Below are 16,943 nucleotides of genomic sequence, written 5' to 3'. Positions count from 1 at the left end.
AGGAAATGGCGTACGACCCGGGTCCCTCTCGGACCCGGGTGAACACGCCATTTTTGAGGAGACGCCCCGGAGGGGCACCGCCCCCCACCCACCGGACAGGCGCACCCTGCGGGGGCACCCGCACATCAAGCCCGTCCGGCGATTGAGGACAAAAAACCCGAACCCCAGGCCCCCGCACCCCGGGAGCGTCAGCCGTTGCGCGGTCCCGGGAAGGCGCCCGGGCGCAGATCCTCGCGCGACGGCGGACGCTCTGGCGACGGCTGTGGCGGCATCGATCGTGCGGCAGGCACGGAGGGCAGCGCCGGAGCGGCGGACCCCGGCACCACCGGCACCGGCCGCTGCGCCAAGGGCTCCGCGGCCTCGGCCGGCAGGGGCTGGGGAGTGGCGCGCCGTGCGCCGTAGCGGCGGTGGACAGCCTGTTTGGTGACTCCGAGCGCGGAGCCCACCGCGTCCCAGGAGAAGCCCAGTGAACGATCGAAGTCCACTGCCGCCGTCACCAGGGTCTCGACGCTGTCCCGCAGTTCCTGCGCCAGCCTGACGGTGGGGGCCGGGGCCCTGCCGTAGACGACGAAGCCTGCGGACGGGCCGGAGCGGCGCGGACGGTAGACGTTGCCCAGTTGGGCGGTGAGCGTGCGCAGCGCGTCCACCTGCCGCCGGACCCGCTCGATGTCCCGCACCAGAAGATGCAGGCTGGCCCGCGCTTGGGCGTCGTGGGTTGCGTGGTCGGCCATGAAGAAGCCTCTCGAACCGGCGTTGAAAGGGATCGGGCCGCACCGTGGCGGCTCGCTTCGGTCAATCTCTCTTGACCAACGCCTCACCCGGGGATCTGGTCACGCTCCGGGGGCGTATCCGCACGTGCGAGGGGCGCGCAACGGTGCGTACGCCCCCTGGGCCGGCACGGGCCGCCGGGCCCATAGACTTGTGCGTTGCTCGTCACCGTAACGTTTCGGCCTGAGAGGCAGTCAGCCACCCATGAAGCTCGTCTTCGCAGGCACCCCCGAGGTAGCCGTACCCGCACTGGACGCCCTGATCGCCTCCGGCCGGCACGAGGTAGCCGCCGTTGTGACCCGGCCCGACGCGCCGGCGGGGCGCGGCCGCCGTCTGGTGGCCAGTCCCGTCGCCGAGCGGGCCGAAGAGGCCGGGATCGAGGTGCTCAAGCCGGCCAGGCCACGGGACGAGGACTTCCTGGCGCGGCTGCGGGAGATCGCGCCCGACTGCTGCCCGGTCGTCGCCTACGGGGCGCTGCTGCCCAGGACCGCACTCGACGTGCCCGCCCGCGGCTGGGTCAACCTGCACTTCTCGCTGCTTCCCGCCTGGCGCGGCGCCGCCCCCGTGCAGCACGCGGTGATGGCGGGCGACGAGGTCACCGGTGCCTCCACCTTCCTGATCGAGGAGGGACTCGACTCCGGGCCCGTGTACGGCGTCCTCACCGAGGAGGTCCGGCCCACAGACACCAGCGGCGATCTGCTGACCCGGCTGGCGTTCGCCGGTGCCGGGCTGCTCGCCGCGACCATGGACGGCATCGAGGACGGCACCCTGCACGCGGTTCCGCAGCCCGACGAAGGGGTCGCGCTCGCACCGAAGATCACCGTGGAGGACGCCCGGGTCGAGTGGTCGGCGCCCGCCCTGCGCGTCGACCGGGTGGTCCGCGGCTGCACCCCCGCTCCCGGTGCCTGGACCCTCTTCCGCGGGGAACGGCTCAAGCTCGTCCAGGCCGTGCCCGTCCTGGACCGGACCGATCTGGCACCCGGTGAGCTGTCGGCGGCCAAGAACAACGTGTACGTGGGCACCGGATCGCACGCCGTCGAGCTGCTCTGGGTCCAGCCGCAGGGCAAGAAGCCGATGCGCGCCGCGGACTGGGCGCGCGGGGTACGCATCGTTCCCGGCGAGCTCGTCGGCATCTGAGGGCCGTCCGGGCCTGGGCGGGGACGTAGGCTGGGGAGGTTCGCCCTCTCACCATCAGCGGAGCACCTTTCACGTGAACGACCAGCCACGTCGCCGTCCCGCCACACCGCACCGCCGCCCGCAGAAGGACCCCGTCCGGTTCCTCGCCTTCGAGGCGCTCAGGGCCGTCGACGAGCGCGACGCCTACGCCAACCTCGCTCTTCCCCCGCTGCTGAAGAAGGCCCGCGCCAAGGGCGACTTCGACAACCGCGACGCGGCGCTGGCGACCGAGCTGGTCTACGGGACGCTGCGTCGGCAGGGCACTTACGACGCGATCGTCGCCGCCTGCATCGACCGCCCGCTGCGGGAGGTCGACCCTCCCGTCCTGGACGTGCTGAACATGGGCGTGCACCAGCTGCTCGGCACTCGTATCCCGACGCACGCGGCGGTCTCCGCCAGTGTGGAGCTGGCCCGGCTGGTGCTCGGTGAGGGGCGCGCCAAATTCGTCAACGCCGTGCTGCGCAAGGTGTCGGCGGACGACCTCGAAGGGTGGGTGGCACGGGTCGCGCCCTCCTACGAGGACGACGCGGAGGACCACCTCGCCGTCGTGCACTCGCACCCCCGGTGGATCGTCTCCGCGCTCTGGGACGCGCTGGGCGGCGGCCGCGCAGGCATCGAGGACCTGCTGGAGGCCGACAACGAACGGCCCGAGGTCACCCTCGTCGCCCGGCCCGGCCGCTCGACCACCGACGAGCTGCTGGAGACACTCGGCGAGGAGAACGGACTCCCGGGCCGCTGGTCCCCGTACGCCGTGCGGATGGCCGAGGGCGGCGAGCCCGGCGCACTGACCGCCGTGCAGGAGAGCCGGGCCGGCGTCCAGGACGAGGGCAGCCAGCTCGTCGCCGCCGCGCTCGCCAACGCACCGCTGGAGGGCAGCGACAGCCGCTGGCTCGACGGCTGCGCGGGCCCCGGCGGGAAGGCCGCCCTGCTGGCCGCCCTCGCGGCCGGACGCGGCGCCGCACTGCTCGCTGCCGAGAAGCTGCCGCACCGGGCCCGCCTCGTCGAGCGCGCCCTCGCCGGCAACCCGGGCCCCTACCAGGTGATCACCGCCGACGGCACCCGCCCGCCGTGGCAGCCCGGCTCCTTCGACCGGATCCTGATGGACGTCCCGTGCTCGGGCCTCGGCGCGCTGCGCCGCCGGCCGGAATCCCGCTGGCGACGCCGCAAGGAGGACCTGGAGAGCTTCGCGCCGCTCCAGCGCGGTCTGCTGCGCGAGGCACTGAAGGCCGTACGGATCGGCGGCGTCGTCGGATACGCGACCTGTTCCCCGCACCTCGCGGAGACCCGGGTGGTCGTCGAGGACGTGCTCAAGGGTCGCGGCGGTGCACCGGTCGAGGCCGAGTGGGTCGACGCCCGTCCGCTGATGCCCGGGGTGCCCGCCCTGGGCGACGGACCGGACGTCCAGCTCTGGCCGCATCTGCACGGCACGGACGCGATGTACCTCGCCGTGCTGCGGCGTACCGGCTGAACACACCGGCCGCCCCCGGACCGGGGGCGAAAACGCCGGGAATGTGCGAACCGTAATGATCCCGTGAGGCTTTGGGGCGCACCGAAGCGGGGAAGTGCCGCAGAACATGGCAGGCTTGGCCCATGGCCCAGATCAACCCCAGTATTCTCTCCGCCGACTTCGCACGTCTCGCCGAGGAGGCGCAGGCCGTCGAAGGCGCCGACTGGCTCCATGTCGATGTCATGGACAACCACTTCGTGCCCAATCTGACCCTCGGCGTTCCGATCGTGGAAGCGCTCAGCCGGGCCACGGCCACGCCGCTGGACTGCCATCTGATGATCGAGGACGCGGACCGCTGGGCCCCGCAGTACGTCGAGGCAGGGGCGGGATCCGTCACCTTCCACGCGGAGGCCGCCGCCGCCCCCGTGCGGCTGGCGCGGGAGATCCGGGCCAAGGGCGCCCGCGCGTCCATGGCGCTCAAGCCGGCGACGCCCATCGAGCCGTACGAGGACCTGCTCCCCGAGCTCGACATGCTGCTGATCATGACCGTGGAGCCGGGCTTCGGGGGCCAGTCCTTCCTGGACATCATGCTGCCGAAGATCCGCCGCACCCGTGAGCTGATCTCCCGGCACGGTCTCGAACTGTGGCTCCAGGTCGACGGCGGGGTCTCCGAGTCCACGATCGAGCGGTGCGCCGACGCGGGCGCCGACGTCTTCGTCGCGGGCTCCGCGGTGTACGGGGCCAAGGACCCGGCCGCGGCGGTACGGGCGCTGCGCACCAAGGCCGACGGGGCGATCTCCTCGGCGCAGTGGTGCGGCCACTGACCCGGGTGACGGAGCAGGCAGCCGCTCCGGCCCCCGATTGCCGGTCGACCCGGCCAAGGGCAGATGAACGCGGTCCGACGGGACCGATCAAGGATCGCCGTATCTGACAGGATGAACGGCGTATCGAGAGCGTGAACAGCAGTGAGGAGAACGCGGTGTCTGCAATGTCGGCGGGCCGGTCCGCCCTGCGGATGGGGCCCGCGGAGCTGGTGCAGGCGGCGGCCATGGCCCGCCGCTTCTACCTCGAGGGCAAATCCAAGATCCAGATCGCGGAGGAGTTCGGCGTCAGCCGCTTCAAGGTCGCCAGGGTCCTGGAGACGGCGCTGGAGCGTGACCTCGTACGGATCGAGATCCGGGTCCCCGCCGAGCTGGACGCCGAGCGTTCCGACGCGCTCCGCGCCCGCTACGGGCTGCGCCACGCGGTCGTGGTCGAATCGCCCGCCGAGGAGCAGGACGACGCCGCCGACCCGGAGAACCTGGGCGAGGTCGCGGCCGACCTGCTCGGCGAACTGGTGAACGAGGGCGACGTGCTCGGGCTCGCCTGGGGCCGGTCGACCATCCACATGGCAGCCGCCCTGGACCGGCTGCCGCCGTGCACGGTCGTGCAGCTCACCGGGGTGTATGACGCGGGGACCGCCGAGCGCGGCTCGGTCGAGGCGGTCCGCAGGGCCGCGCAGGTCTCCGGCGGCGAGGCCCACCCCATCTACGCGCCGATGCTGTTGCCCGACCCGGCCACCGCCGCCGCGCTGCGTCACCAGACCGGGATCGCCCGTGCCTTCGAGTACTTCGACAAGGTGACAGTCGCGGCGGTGTCCATCGGCTCCTGGGAGCCCGGCATCTCCACGGTCCACGACATGCTGTCCGACGAGGAGCGGGAGCACTACGCCTCGCTCGGCGTCGCCGCCGAGATGTCGGCCCACCTCTTCGACTCGGACGGGCGTCGGGTCGGCCGTGACCTCGGCGAGCGTTGCATCACGGTCGAGGCGGACCGGCTGCGCCGGATCCCCGAGGTGGTGGCGATCGCGGGCGGCCAGCGCAAGGCCGCGGCGATCGGAGCGGTGCTGCGGTCCGGTCTTGTCACCAGCCTGGTGACGGACACCGCGGCCGCCGACTATCTGCTGACCGACTCGGACGCGCCGCGCAGGCCCGCACTGGAGCGGGCCGACCCGGACGGGGAGTGAGCTGAGCCCACCGGAACGAAGGGGGTGGGGGGGGGGTGACCCCCCCCCCCCCCCGCCGCCACGGGGCCCCCACGCCCACTGACGTACTACGGATGTTCGACGATCAGATCAGGCCGTCCCACATCTGCTCAAGCAGCACCGACCACCAGCTCTCCGGCGACGCGAGCGCCGCCGGGTCCAGCGCGACGAGCTGCGCCTGGAAGTCGACCGTCCAGCGGCCGGCCTGCTCCGGGTTGAGCCCGAACCGCAGCCGCCACATCCGGCCCAGCAGGGCCAGTGACCGGGTGAACTCCGGCAGCCCCGTGTTCACGAACTGCGGCGGCACCGGCTGCCCGCCGGGCCCCGCCTCCACCGGCACGGCCACGATGTTCGCCGTCCCGTACTGCACACAGATCGCCCGGCCGAAGTCCGAACCCATCACGAGGTACGACCCCGCGTCGGACGCCGCCTGCACCTGCCGCTGCGCGGCCAGTTCCGCCAGCGTCGGCACCACCGGCTGCCCCGGCTGGGCCCAGAAGAACGGCCCGAAGTCGGCGGGCAGCCCCGCCCACACCAGCGTCCGGGCCACGACCTCAGGCACCCCCTGCCGGGACACCGCACGCTGATCGAAGCGCAGCACGCCCTGCGGACCGAACGTCTGCAGCAGTTCCTCCGCGATGGCCTCCGGAGGCACCGGCATCGCGGGCGGCAGCTGCGGCAGCGGTGCACGGACCGGCGCCGGACGCGCCGGACCGTCCGCGACCTGGTGCAGCTCGCCCTGATGGGTGAGCAGATGCTGCATGCCCTGCTGCCGGCTCGCGTGGTCGGTGCCGTACGGAGCGACGCTCGTGATCCGCACCTGCGGCCAGGTCTCCCGGATCATCCGGGCGCAGTAACCGCCCGGCAGCTCGCAGGACTCCAGCTCCGTGTGCAGCTCGATGACCTGCTGCGGCGGCACGTTCATCGCCCGCAGCTCGTGCAGCATCTGCCACTCGGGGTGCGGGGTGCCCGGCGCCGAACGGCGGATCAGCTGCTGCTCACTGCCGTCGGGCCCGCGGTAACGCAGCACCGCCTGGTAACCGGGACCCACGGTCGGCTGACCGGCCGGCGCCTGCGGATACCCGTACGCCGGCGGCGGAGTGTGACCGGGCGGCGGTACGGGACCGGGGGCGCCACCCATCGGTGCACCGGGCGGACCGGGCGGACCGGGCGGCTGCGGTGCCGACGGACCCGTCTGCGCCGGGCCCGCCAGCATCGTCGCCGCGTGGTGCACACCGCCACCGGGCGGCGGCGTCGACCCGGGAGGAGGCGGCGGACCGGGAGGGCCGGGAGGCTGCGGCGCGCCCGGACCCGTCTGCGCCGGACCCGCCAGCATCGTCGCCGCGTGATGCGCACCCCCGACGGGAGGAGGCGTCGACCCGGGAGGACCGGGCGGGCCAGGAGGCTGCGGAGCACCCGGGACGCCGGGCGGACCGGGCGGCTGCGGAACCGACTGGCCGCCCTGGCTGGGGGACGGGGACGCGAACATCGTGGCGGCCTGGTGCACGTTGCCACCGGGCGGACCGGGGGGCGTCGGCGCCCCGGGCGGACCGGGAGGTGCCGGCGCACCGGGCGGACCCTGCTGCGGGGCGAGCTGCGTCGGCATGTACCCGCCCGCCGGAGCGCCGGGCGCACCCGGCCCCGAGGGCGGCGGCACCGGCGCACCCGGCGGCACACCCGGAACGCCGGGGGCGCCGGGCGGCGGCGGAGTCGTCGAACCCCCGCCACGGGAACCCCGCGGCGGCACAGCGGCCTTGCTGGTGGCCTCTTCCGAGATGTCCCCCGAGCCGGACCGGTCCGGGCCGGCGGAACCACCGGGGCCCGGAGCGACCGGGCCCGGACGGTCCAGACCCGGCGCGATCGCCGTCCGGGGCAGCTGGCTGCCACCGGACATCAGCGCCGTCGGCGCATCGGCCGACACCACCCGCGGCGGCTCACCCTCGTCGTCCGCACCCGAGAGCGGCGGCGCGAACACCGTGGCCGGCAGCCCCACCTCACCCTCGTCGGAGCCGGCGTTGGTATCGGTCCCCGCCCAAGGCGTAGCCCCGACCGGCGGCTGCGGCGAGGACGCCGGAACACCCTCATACGCGGTGGGCTCGTACGCACCCCGCCCGTCCGACGGAGAAGAAGGAGAAGAGGGAGAAGGGATGGGCGAAGGAGCTGCCGGGGCAGCGGGCGCCTGCTCCCCGGCACCCTCCGCCCGCCGGTCCGGAATACCGAGCTTGTCCGCCGCCTCCTGGAGCCACTCCGGCGGGCTCAACAGGAACGACGTCTGATTCAGATCGATGCGCTGCGGCGGCTCCGGAGCCGGCTGCGCCACATCCGGGGCGCCGTAGTCCTCCTCGTACCGCCGGATCACCTCGCCGACCGGGAGCCCCGGCCACAGCGTCGCCTCACCACTGTCCCGGGCGATCACCAGCCGCTGCCGGCCCCCGTCCGAGACCGGGCCCTCGGCACGGTCCTCGGCCCACACCACGAAACCCAGCTCGAACTCACGCACCCGCACCTCACGGTGCTGGTACGCCGGGACATCACCGTTGACCCACTCGTCCGCGCGCTCCTGCGCCTGCGCAAAGGTCACCATCGCGCTCACCCCTCCACCGGGACAGCGCGCGCGAAGCCGCCGTCCACCATCAGATTCGCGACCGTCTCCAGCTCCGGCGGATTGCCCGCGAGACGCTGCAGGAAGGCGTCGAAGTCCGTACCGCACGGCAACAGCAGCCGGTCCACCCGCTCCTGGACACTCCAGCCGTCCTGATCCCGCGCATCGTCGTACGCACAGAACCAGACCGAGCCGATGCCCTGGCCCCGGACCTTCACTGCGAGAATGCCGCCCTGGACGAAACCGACCCCCAGGTAGTCCTTGGTCAGATGGTCCCGCAGACACTTGTTGACGTACACCAGGTCGTTCACGGCGGCCTCCTCGCGCACCGTGAAGAACGGCTGGTCCACCAGGAGCCCGAGCTCCGCGTCGAGCGCCGCACCCACCGGGGCCGAACCGCCCGCCGCCTTCAGGAACGAACGGTAGGCACCCGGCAGCCGGTAGCCGAGATCCTCCTCGACCCCCTGGACCTGCTGCTCGCTCACGGCCACGGCCCCCTTCGGGAGCCGGAAGTGCGCTGGCCTGGTCTCCTGCAGCGGACGCGTCCCCCGCTTGCTCTGGTCCACCGCCGTCGTCGCGAGACCGCCGTGATGCCGCAGCAGCGCCTTCACCTCGACCGGGACCAGCTCCATCCGCCGGCCACCCGGCACGTGATGCCAGGTCCAGCCGTGCGGAGTGGCGACCGCCGGGATCGTGTCCCACAGCTCATGGCCGCTGGCCGCCAGCGCCGCGTTCGCCGACACGTAGTCCGTGAGCCGCAGCTCGTCGATACCGAAGCCCTGCGGAGGCTCCGCGATCTCGGCGGCAGCACGCGCGTACGGCGCGAACTCCGGACACCCGTTCCCGTCCATGCGCACACCTCTGGGGTGGCGGGACGCCCGGACAGGATCCGGGAAGTTCACGAGCTGCCCGGCGTAGGCCCCGTTCGGTGGCGCGGCTTGCTGCCCGAGCCGACCTGTCGTCATGGCGGTTGCCCCCTGCTGCGTCTGGCTGATGAGGACCGACCTGCCCATGGGGGCGGTCCAGGCACAGCCTATGCGGTGCCGCAAGAACGAGGCCCGCCCCTCCGCTTCCGCCCCGATTCCGTCACCAACCGTCACGGTCACGTGACGGATGAGCGACGGCCGGGCCACCGTCGCGCGACACGCGCACACCTTTCCGCGACCCAGCTTTCACACGACCCGACACATTTGGCAGGCTGTCACCCGCATACACGGGGGCGTGCACATTCGGCAGCAGCCGCTGCGGGCACGGGAGGGACACAGCACCATGCACACCGCACACTCTGCACACACCGTCACATCCGGGGACCCACGACTCAGCTGGAGCAGCACCGAAACCAGCCACGCGCCCCGCCTGACCCACCGCCGCGACGGCATCCTGCCCGCCGTGGCCGCAGCGCTGTCCGTACGCGGCGAGACACTCACCTGCACCGCGGGCAAGGGCGACCAGCCGCCCGTACTGCACCACCTCGTCCAGGACTTCCTCGACACCCTCACCAGCGGACAGCGGGAACGCTTCACCGGCCGCTGCCCCGAGGCGATACTGCTCTCCCGGCACCTCACCGCCGCCGAAACCGGCCGCTCCAAGCGCGCCCAGCGCAAGCCGCTCACCAACGGCGAGGCCCGCCGCGCACTCAAGCACGCCCGGCTCACCGCACGCCGCATCCGTGAGGACGGCGACCCCATGCACGGCAGCTACGCACCGCCCTGTCGCTCCTGCTCGGTGATGCTCGCCCACTTCGGCGTACGTCCCGTCGACCTCACCACGACCGGGGCGGCGACCACCGCCGAGAAGGGCTGACCGCGCTCCCATGGCCGACCGAAACGACCTCCCCGGACAAACGGGCCCGGCGGACCACGACCGCCACACCTCCACCCGCTTCCCCGTCGCCGTCGACGCCGCCCTGCGCGCCGCGGGGTGGCAGCCCGGCCGCTGGGACATCCGGCAGGCCGAGGAATGGGCCGACGCGCTGCGCTCGCACGCCTCGCCGGCCGGGCATCAGCACGCCGTCTTCCCGGCGGCCGTGGAGGCCTGGGCCGAGTTCGGCGGCCTGCACATCACCGCGACCGCGCCCGGCCGGCAGATCGCGCCGGCAGCGGTACGGATCGACCCCCTGCACGGGCTGCATCTGGCCCGGACCCTGGCCGATCTCGGACGCGCGCTGGAGACCGAGGTCGCGCCGCTGGGCGAGGAGGGGGACGGGCAGGCGGTGCTCGCGATCGACACGGAGGGACGCGTCTACAGCGTGGACCACACGGGGGACTGGTACCTCGGCCCGGACATCGACCAGGCCCTGGCCACCCTGGTCACCGGCACCCAGCCGACCCGCCTCACCTCGGCCTGACCGGCCGCCCGGCGCCGCGCTCCAGCCCGTCCGGCGATTGAGGACGGAACTCTCCGGCCCGGGGGCCGGCACCACACCCCAGCCCGTCCGGCGATTGAGGACGGAACCCTCCGGCCCGGGGGCCGGCAGCCATCGCGGACGCGGTCACGCGGAGTCCCCGGCGCACACCGCCACGGTTCCGTCCTCAAACGCCGGACGGGCCGGAGTGGGCCCCGCCCCCGTCCGGCAGCACCGCGGAGACCCGGAAACCGCCCGCGTCCGTAGGACCGGAGACGAAGACCCCGCCCAGCCCCAGCACCCGCTCCCGCATCCCCACCAACCCGTTGCCCCCACTGGGCAACCCCGCGTCGGCCGTGCCCGAGTCCGAAGGACCGTTCTCCACCTGCATGGCCACCTCCGCCCCCCGGTGCGCCAGCCGCACCCACGTCTTCGCGCCGGCCGCGTGCTTGTGGACGTTCGTCAGGGCCTCCTGAACGACCCGGTACGCCGTCTGCTCGACCTCCGGCGGGTACGGACGCGTCTCGCCCTCCACCGAGAGCTCCACCGTCATCCCCGCCGCCCGCGACTCCCCGACCAGCGTCTCCACCTCGTGCAGCCGGGGCCCGTCCTCCACCGGGACCGCCGCCGCCCGCCCGACCGAGGTCAGCGGCACCTTGGTGACCCGGGCCACCATCGGCTCCCCCGTGCGCAGCACCCCGAGCATCTCGCGCAGCTCGGTCAGCGCCTGCCGCCCCATGTCACCGACCAGCGCCGCGTTGCGCACCGCCTTCGCCGGGTCCTTCGGCGCCACCGCCTGGAGCGCCGCGGCATGGACCACCATCAGGCTCACCCGGTGGGCGACCACATCGTGCATCTCACGGGCGATTCGGGTCCGCTCCTCCGTACGCGCCCACTCGGCCCGCTCCTCCGCCCGGTCGGCGAGCAGTGAGAGCTCCCGCTCCAGCGAGTCCGCCCGCTCCCGCAGGCTCTCCATCAGCCGACGCCTGGCCCCTATGTAGAGGCCGAACAGCACCGACGGCGCGGTGAGCCCCACCGCCATGAAGAGGGACAGCATCGGGACGTACCAGTCGCCGGGACCGAAGTCGGCACTGGCCGAGACCCCCTGCCGCAGCCGTACGTACGTGACGATGAACGTGCCCACGAGCGACATGCTCATCAGCACCACGGTGATCCGCCGCGGCACGTCGGACGCGGCCAGCGTGTACAGGCCGACCAGGCTCATCAGGAAGCCCATCTCGGCCGGCGTCGTCGCGACCGAGACCAGCACCACCGCGATCGGCCACCGCCGGCGCACCAGCAGCACGGACCCCGCGAAGAACCCGAAAACCACCGCCAGCGGCACCGGCAACCCGGTGTCCCCCGCGAACTGCACCCCTTCAAACGCACACTCCAGCGCCGAGAACAGCGCCAGTCCGACATCCAGTGCGACACTCCGTCGCCGTTCCCACCACCAGTAGCCGCGGGTGGTCAGGCCCGCCGCTTCCCGGTCTTCCCCCGTTGCGGTCATGGCATCCAGCGTACGGGCGGGCGCACCTCATTTTCGGGTGACCTGGACAGCACGTCGCACGTTCGGGCAGAGACCGCCCAGGAACACCGGTAGCGCCTGTCGCGGCTGCCTCGCCATCCACGTGTCCATCCACGTGACCAAGTGCGCCGAGCTTTACCGTCGCGTAGAAGGCGCTTGGTACGGCATAGTGTTGGGTGCCGATCCGGCAAGCCGACCCAAATGTCCGGCTCAGTCGGATCGTTCCCCCATGGTGTAATTGGCAGCACAGTAGCTTTTGGTGCTATTTGTCCGGGTTCAAGTCCTGGTGGGGGAGCCCTTACTGCGGGCCCCGACCGAACCGGTCGGGGCCCGCACTCATGTCCGCCTCATCACCCCCCGGTATCCTGCGGATGTCCACCACCCGAAGCCGAAGGGCATATCCGTGAGCTCCGAACGCCCGGCAGCCGTCGTCGTCCTCGCAGCGGGTGAGGGCACCCGCATGAAGTCGAAGACCCCCAAGGTTCTGCACGAGATCTCCGGGCGCTCGCTCGTCGGACATGTCGTCGCGGCCTCCCGCGAGCTGGACCCGCAGCACCTCGTCGTGGTCGTCGGCCACGCGAGCGAGCAGGTCACCGCCCATCTCACCGCCGCGGACGCCCAGGTGCGCACCGCCTACCAGGCCGAGCAGAAGGGCACCGGAAACGCGGTGCGCGTCGGGCTCGACGAGCTGGGCGGGACCGTCGGGGGCACCGTGATCGTCGTCTGCGGCGACACCCCGCTACTCTCCGGCGAGACGCTCGCCGCGCTCGCCGCCACGCACACCGCCGACGCCAACGCCGTCACCGTGCTCAGCGCCGAGGTCCCCGACTCCACCGGCTACGGCCGGATCGTCCGCGACCCGGCGACCGGAGCGGTCACCGAGATCGTCGAGCACAAGGACGCCACCGAAGCACAGCGTGCGATCCGGGAGATCAACTCCGGGGTGTTCGCGTTCGACGGGCAGCTCCTCACGGACGCGCTCGGCAAGGTGCGTACGGACAACAGCCAGGGCGAGGAGTACCTCACCGACGTGCTGTCGATCCTGCGCGAGGCGGGTCACCGGGTCGGCGCCTCGGTCGCCGGGGACCACCGGGAGATCCTCGGGATCAACAACCGGGTGCAGCTCGCCGAGGCCCGACGACTGCTGAACCAGCGGCTGCTGGAGCGGGCGATGACCGCCGGGGTGACCGTGGTCGACCCCGCATCGACGCTGATCGACGTCACCGTGACGTACGAGCGGGACGCGATCGTGCACCCGGGTACGCAGCTGCTCGGCACGACGCACCTCGCGGAGGACGCCGAGGTCGGGCCGAACTCGCGGCTGACGGACACCGTCGTGCACGCGGGTGCGCGGGTGGACAACACCGTCGCGCAGGAGGCCGAGGTCGGCCCGGGCGCCACCGTGGGCCCGTTCGCCTATCTGCGGCCGGGCACGCGGCTGGGCGCGAAGGCCAAGGCCGGTACGTACGTGGAGATGAAGAACGCCACGATCGGCGAGGGGACGAAGGTCCCGCATCTGTCCTACGTCGGCGACGCGACGATCGGCGATCACACCAATATCGGTGCCGCCAGCGTCTTCGTGAACTACGACGGCGTGAACAAGCACCACACGACGATCGGCTCGCACTGCCGTACCGGGTCGGACAATATGTTTGTGGCTCCCGTCACGGTCGGGGACGGCGTCTACACCGCGGCCGGCTCGGTCATCACCAAGGACGTGCCGTCCGGTTCGCTGGCCGTGGCCCGTGGCCAGCAAAGGAATATCGAGGGTTGGGTGGCCAGGAAGCGTCCGGGAAGTGCCGCCGCGCAGGCGGCTCAGGCCTCGGCGGAGGGCACCTCCAGCGAAAGCTGACCGGAATCAGGTGCGTCGCGCACGGCGTACCGTGATAGATGCTCACCCCATTTCGGCTGGCTCGTTGCACATCGGGACATCTGCGTGCAGCGCCAGGAACACGTCTGAGGAGACTGTGCTGTGACCGGGATCAAGACGACCGGCGAGAAGAAACTGATGTTCTTCTCCGGCCGCGCCCACCCCGAGCTGGCCGAGGAGGTTGCACACCAACTGGGTGTGGGCCTCGTGCCGACGAAGGCCTTCGATTTCGCCAACGGTGAGATCTACGTCCGTTTCCAGGAGTCCGCCCGCGGCGCCGACTGCTTCCTGATCCAGAGCCACACGGCTCCGATCAACAAGTGGATCATGGAGCAGCTGATCATGCTGGACGCGCTGAAGCGCGCGTCGGCCCGATCGATCACGGTGATCGTGCCGTTCTACGGCTACGCCCGCCAGGACAAGAAGCACCGTGGCCGCGAGCCGATCTCGGCCCGTCTGATCGCGGACCTGATGAAGACGGCGGGTGCGGACCGCATCCTCACGGTGGATCTGCACACCGACCAGATCCAGGGCTTCTTCGACGGTCCGGTGGACCACCTCTTCGCGCTGCCGATCCTCGCCGACTACGTCGGTGCGAAGGTCGACCGCTCGAAGCTGACGATCGTGTCGCCGGACGCCGGACGCGTCCGGGTCGCGGACCGCTGGTGCGACCGGCTGGACGCGCCGCTGGCGATCGTGCACAAGCGCCGTGACAAGGACGTGCCGAACCAGGTCAGCGTCCACGAGGTCGTGGGTAACGTCGAGGGCCGGGTCTGTGTCCTGGTCGACGACATGATCGACACGGGTGGCACGATCTGTGCCGCCGCCGACGCCCTGTTCGCGCACGGTGCCGAGGACGTCATAGTGACGGCGACGCATGGTGTGCTCTCGGGTCCGGCCGCCGACCGGCTGAAGAACTCGAAGGTCAGCGAGTTCGTCTTCACGGACACCCTGCCGACGCCGGGTGAGCTGGAGCTCGACAAGATCACGGTCCTCTCGATCGCGCCGACGATCGCGCGTGCGGTGCGCGAGGTCTTCGAGGACGGCTCGGTCACGAGCCTCTTCGAGGAGCAGTAGAAGCAGTAGGCGCAAAGATCCACTTTGGGTGCGGCCTCCCCGCCGGGTAGACTCAGCGAGTTGCTCGGCGAGGGAGGCCGTACTCATAGGTACGGCGGTCCGTTATCGACGCGCTCTTCGTAGCAGGCCTGTCGTGGGCCGGGTGACCTTTCACAGTTTTGTCACCTTACGAGGAGTGCAGTCATGGCCGAGATCAAGCTCAACGCCGCGGTCCGTTCCGAGTTCGGCAAGGGCGCTGCCCGCCGTACCCGTCGCGCCAACCTGGTTCCCGCGGTCGTCTACGGCCACGGCGCCGAAGCGGTCCACATCACGCTGCCGGCCCACGAGCTGCAGCTCGCGCTCCGTACGGCCAACGTCCTGATCGGTCTCGAGATCGACGGCAAGGACGCGCTGGTCATCCCGAAGGCCGTGCAGCGCAACGCCATCAAGGGCAACATCGAGCACGTCGACCTGCTGACCGTGACGCGCGGCGAAAAGGTCGAGGTCGAGATCGCGGTGCACGTCGAGGGCGACCTGGCCCCGGGCGGCAACCTGCTGGAGTACGTGCAGAACACCCTGCTCGTCGAGGCCGAGGCCACCCACATCCCGGAGTCCGTCACGGTCTCCATCGCGGGCCTGGACGCCGGCGACTCGATCCTCGCCAAGAACATCCCGCTGCCCGCGGGTTCCGTGCTGGCCGGTGACGAGGACGCCGTCGTGCTCCAGATCGTCGCCGCGCAGGCCGAGGAGCCGACCGCCGAGGGCGCCGAGAGCGAGGGCGCCGAGGCCTGAGCCTCGTCGCACCTGCTTGACTGACGGGGTGGCGGATCTCCTGACGGGGACCGCCGCCCCGTTTTGCCTGTCTGCCACCCGCCGCACGCCGTCCGTCCGTCCGTACGCGAGGAGACCTCAGCGCGATGTCCGATGCCACCGACCCCTGGCTGATCGTGGGCCTGGGCAATCCCGGACCCGAGTACGCGGCGAACCGGCACAACGTCGGCTTCATGGTCGCCGACCTGCTCGCGGAGCGGATCGGCGGGAAGTTCAAGCGGGCGCCGAAGGCCCAGGCGCAGGTGCTGGAGGGCCGGATCGGTCCGCCGGGGCCGCTGAGCCGCCGGGTGGTGGTGGCGAAGCCGATGTCGTACATGAACCTGTCGGGCGGTCCCGTGACGGCGCTGCGCGATTTCTACAAGGTGCCGCTCGACCATGTCGTGGCGATCCATGACGAGCTGGACATCGATTACGGGGCGCTGCGGCTGAAGCTGGGCGGCGGCGACAACGGCCACAACGGCCTGAAGTCGATGACGAAGTCGATGGGGCCGGAGTACCACCGGATCCGGTTCGGGATCGGGCGTCCGCCGGGCCGGATGCAGGTTGCCGACTTCGTGCTGAAGGACTTCTCGTCCACGGAGCGCAAGGAGCTGGCCTTCCTGGTGGACCGGGCGGCGGATTCGGTGGAGTGCCTGTTGGCGGAGGGTCTGGAGCGCGCGCAGAGCGCGTACAACTCCTGAGTCGTGGCGGCAGGGAATCCTGCGACGAATTCCGACATACCCTCCGGTAACTGGGCTGTTTTCAGCCACAGCTTGACCGGGTGCGGGGCGCTGGCCAAGTATCGGCCCCCATGAAGCGCAGCTCCTCCCGCAACTCCTCCCGACGTGCCCTGCAGTTCGGCCGTACCGCCGCGCTGGGCTGTGTCGTCCTGTTGCTGCTCGTCGCGGGTGCGCTGTCCTCGTGGGACGACGCGCATCACATCGTGCTGGCCAAGGGCCGTGAGCACGGCACGATGACGGTCACCGGGTGCGGCAGCGAGGTCTGCACGGGGCCGTACACGCCGTCCGACGGTGGCTCGGGGCGCTCCCGGGTGTCGGTCGAGAAGTCCGTGGCGGCGAAGAAGGGGGACCGGTTCCCCGTGGTCGTGAAGCCGGGCACGTTCGAGGTCGTGCGGACGGGGACGCCGGGTTTCCTGCATGCGTGGATGCCGTTGGGCGGTGCGCTGATCCTTGCGGCGCTGGTGATCGGCGGCGGTCTGCGGCTGACCCGGACCGCTTGGGGCACCGGGATCGCGGGCGGGGTCCTGCTCGTGGCGACGTTCATCGCCCTGTGAGGGGCCCCGCCCGCGACCGTGTTGA

Annotated in this window: 15 protein-coding genes and 1 tRNA gene; 12 read left to right on the top strand and 4 right to left on the bottom strand. The window is 71.8% G+C overall.

Going from position 1 to position 16,943, the window contains the following annotated elements:
• Nucleotides 1-188: 188 nt before the first annotated feature.
• Nucleotides 189-731, bottom strand: a complete 543-nt coding sequence (locus tag ACFVW8_RS25245) for a hypothetical protein (protein ID WP_389693702.1) — start codon at nt 729-731, stop codon at nt 189-191.
• A gap of 241 nt (nt 732-972) precedes the next feature.
• On the opposite strand from ACFVW8_RS25245, the gene fmt reads away from it, so the two are divergent.
• The 4 genes from fmt (at nt 973) to ACFVW8_RS25225 (ending at nt 5,396) form a co-directional block, all read left to right on the top strand.
• Complete coding sequence (gene fmt, locus ACFVW8_RS25240) at nt 973-1,905, top strand: methionyl-tRNA formyltransferase (RefSeq protein ID WP_389693700.1); 933 nt, start codon at nt 973-975, stop codon at nt 1,903-1,905.
• A gap of 73 nt (nt 1,906-1,978) precedes the next feature.
• Nucleotides 1,979-3,412, top strand: coding sequence for an RsmB/NOP family class I SAM-dependent RNA methyltransferase (locus ACFVW8_RS25235; RefSeq protein WP_389693698.1), 1,434 nt, complete (start codon nt 1,979-1,981; stop codon nt 3,410-3,412).
• 122 nt (nt 3,413-3,534) lie between these two features.
• Nucleotides 3,535-4,215, top strand: a complete 681-nt coding sequence (gene rpe, locus ACFVW8_RS25230; RefSeq protein WP_389693696.1) for a ribulose-phosphate 3-epimerase — start codon at nt 3,535-3,537, stop codon at nt 4,213-4,215.
• Nucleotides 4,216-4,379: 164 nt separating this feature from the next.
• A complete protein-coding gene (locus ACFVW8_RS25225; protein ID WP_389693709.1) occupies nt 4,380-5,396 on the top strand; it encodes a sugar-binding transcriptional regulator in 1,017 nt (338 codons plus the stop codon).
• Between the two features lie 103 nt (nt 5,397-5,499).
• Here ACFVW8_RS25225 and ACFVW8_RS25220 read toward each other — a convergent pair whose 3' ends face one another.
• Nucleotides 5,500-7,998 carry an SUKH-4 family immunity protein gene (locus tag ACFVW8_RS25220; protein ID WP_389693694.1) on the bottom strand — a complete coding sequence of 833 codons (2,499 nt, stop codon included), beginning with the start codon at nt 7,996-7,998 and terminating at the stop codon, nt 5,500-5,502.
• 5 nt (nt 7,999-8,003) lie between these two features.
• Nucleotides 8,004-8,981: an SMI1/KNR4 family protein gene (locus ACFVW8_RS25215; RefSeq protein WP_389693692.1), complete on the bottom strand. Its 978-nt coding sequence runs from the start codon at nt 8,979-8,981 to the stop codon at nt 8,004-8,006.
• A 304-nt stretch (nt 8,982-9,285) separates the two neighbouring features.
• Here ACFVW8_RS25215 and ACFVW8_RS25210 point away from each other — a divergent pair, with 304 nt between their 5' ends.
• Together ACFVW8_RS25210 and ACFVW8_RS25205 are read left to right on the top strand one after the other, a co-directional pair.
• Nucleotides 9,286-9,819 (top strand): YwqJ-related putative deaminase, encoded by a 534-nt coding sequence (locus ACFVW8_RS25210; protein ID WP_389693690.1) that lies wholly within the window; start codon nt 9,286-9,288, stop codon nt 9,817-9,819.
• A 10-nt stretch (nt 9,820-9,829) separates the two neighbouring features.
• Nucleotides 9,830-10,363, top strand: a complete 534-nt coding sequence (locus ACFVW8_RS25205; protein ID WP_389693688.1) for an SUKH-3 domain-containing protein — start codon at nt 9,830-9,832, stop codon at nt 10,361-10,363.
• A gap of 184 nt (nt 10,364-10,547) precedes the next feature.
• Here ACFVW8_RS25205 and ACFVW8_RS25200 read toward each other — a convergent pair whose 3' ends face one another.
• Complete coding sequence (locus ACFVW8_RS25200; RefSeq protein ID WP_389693686.1) at nt 10,548-11,870, bottom strand: sensor histidine kinase; 1,323 nt, start codon at nt 11,868-11,870, stop codon at nt 10,548-10,550.
• A 241-nt stretch (nt 11,871-12,111) separates the two neighbouring features.
• Between ACFVW8_RS25200 and ACFVW8_RS25195 the strand changes: the two genes are divergently transcribed.
• The 6 genes from ACFVW8_RS25195 to ACFVW8_RS25170 all read left to right on the top strand — a co-directional run bounded on the left by ACFVW8_RS25195 (nt 12,112) and on the right by ACFVW8_RS25170 (nt 16,918).
• Nucleotides 12,112-12,183, top strand: a tRNA-Gln gene (locus tag ACFVW8_RS25195).
• A gap of 108 nt (nt 12,184-12,291) precedes the next feature.
• On the top strand, nt 12,292-13,740 hold the full coding sequence (glmU, locus tag ACFVW8_RS25190; RefSeq protein ID WP_389693684.1) for a bifunctional UDP-N-acetylglucosamine diphosphorylase/glucosamine-1-phosphate N-acetyltransferase GlmU: 1,449 nt from the start codon (nt 12,292-12,294) through the stop codon (nt 13,738-13,740).
• Between the two features lie 120 nt (nt 13,741-13,860).
• Nucleotides 13,861-14,835, top strand: coding sequence for a ribose-phosphate diphosphokinase (locus ACFVW8_RS25185; RefSeq protein WP_024490433.1), 975 nt, complete (start codon nt 13,861-13,863; stop codon nt 14,833-14,835).
• Nucleotides 14,836-15,018: 183 nt separating this feature from the next.
• Nucleotides 15,019-15,606, top strand: a complete 588-nt coding sequence (locus tag ACFVW8_RS25180; RefSeq protein WP_389693682.1) for a 50S ribosomal protein L25/general stress protein Ctc — start codon at nt 15,019-15,021, stop codon at nt 15,604-15,606.
• Between the two features lie 125 nt (nt 15,607-15,731).
• Nucleotides 15,732-16,325, top strand: coding sequence for an aminoacyl-tRNA hydrolase (gene pth, locus ACFVW8_RS25175; RefSeq protein WP_389693680.1), 594 nt, complete (start codon nt 15,732-15,734; stop codon nt 16,323-16,325).
• 110 nt (nt 16,326-16,435) lie between these two features.
• Nucleotides 16,436-16,918 carry a hypothetical protein gene (locus tag ACFVW8_RS25170; protein WP_389693678.1) on the top strand — a complete coding sequence of 161 codons (483 nt, stop codon included), beginning with the start codon at nt 16,436-16,438 and terminating at the stop codon, nt 16,916-16,918.
• The last annotated feature ends 25 nt before the right edge of the window (nt 16,919-16,943 follow it).

Origin of the sequence: Streptomyces sp. NPDC058221, from assembly GCF_042882365.1 — a bacterium.
Taxonomy (GTDB): Bacteria; Actinomycetota; Actinomycetes; order Streptomycetales; family Streptomycetaceae; genus Streptomyces.
The sequence above is the reverse complement of the archived record's forward strand: the minus strand, read 5'-3'. Positions and strand labels throughout refer to the sequence as shown.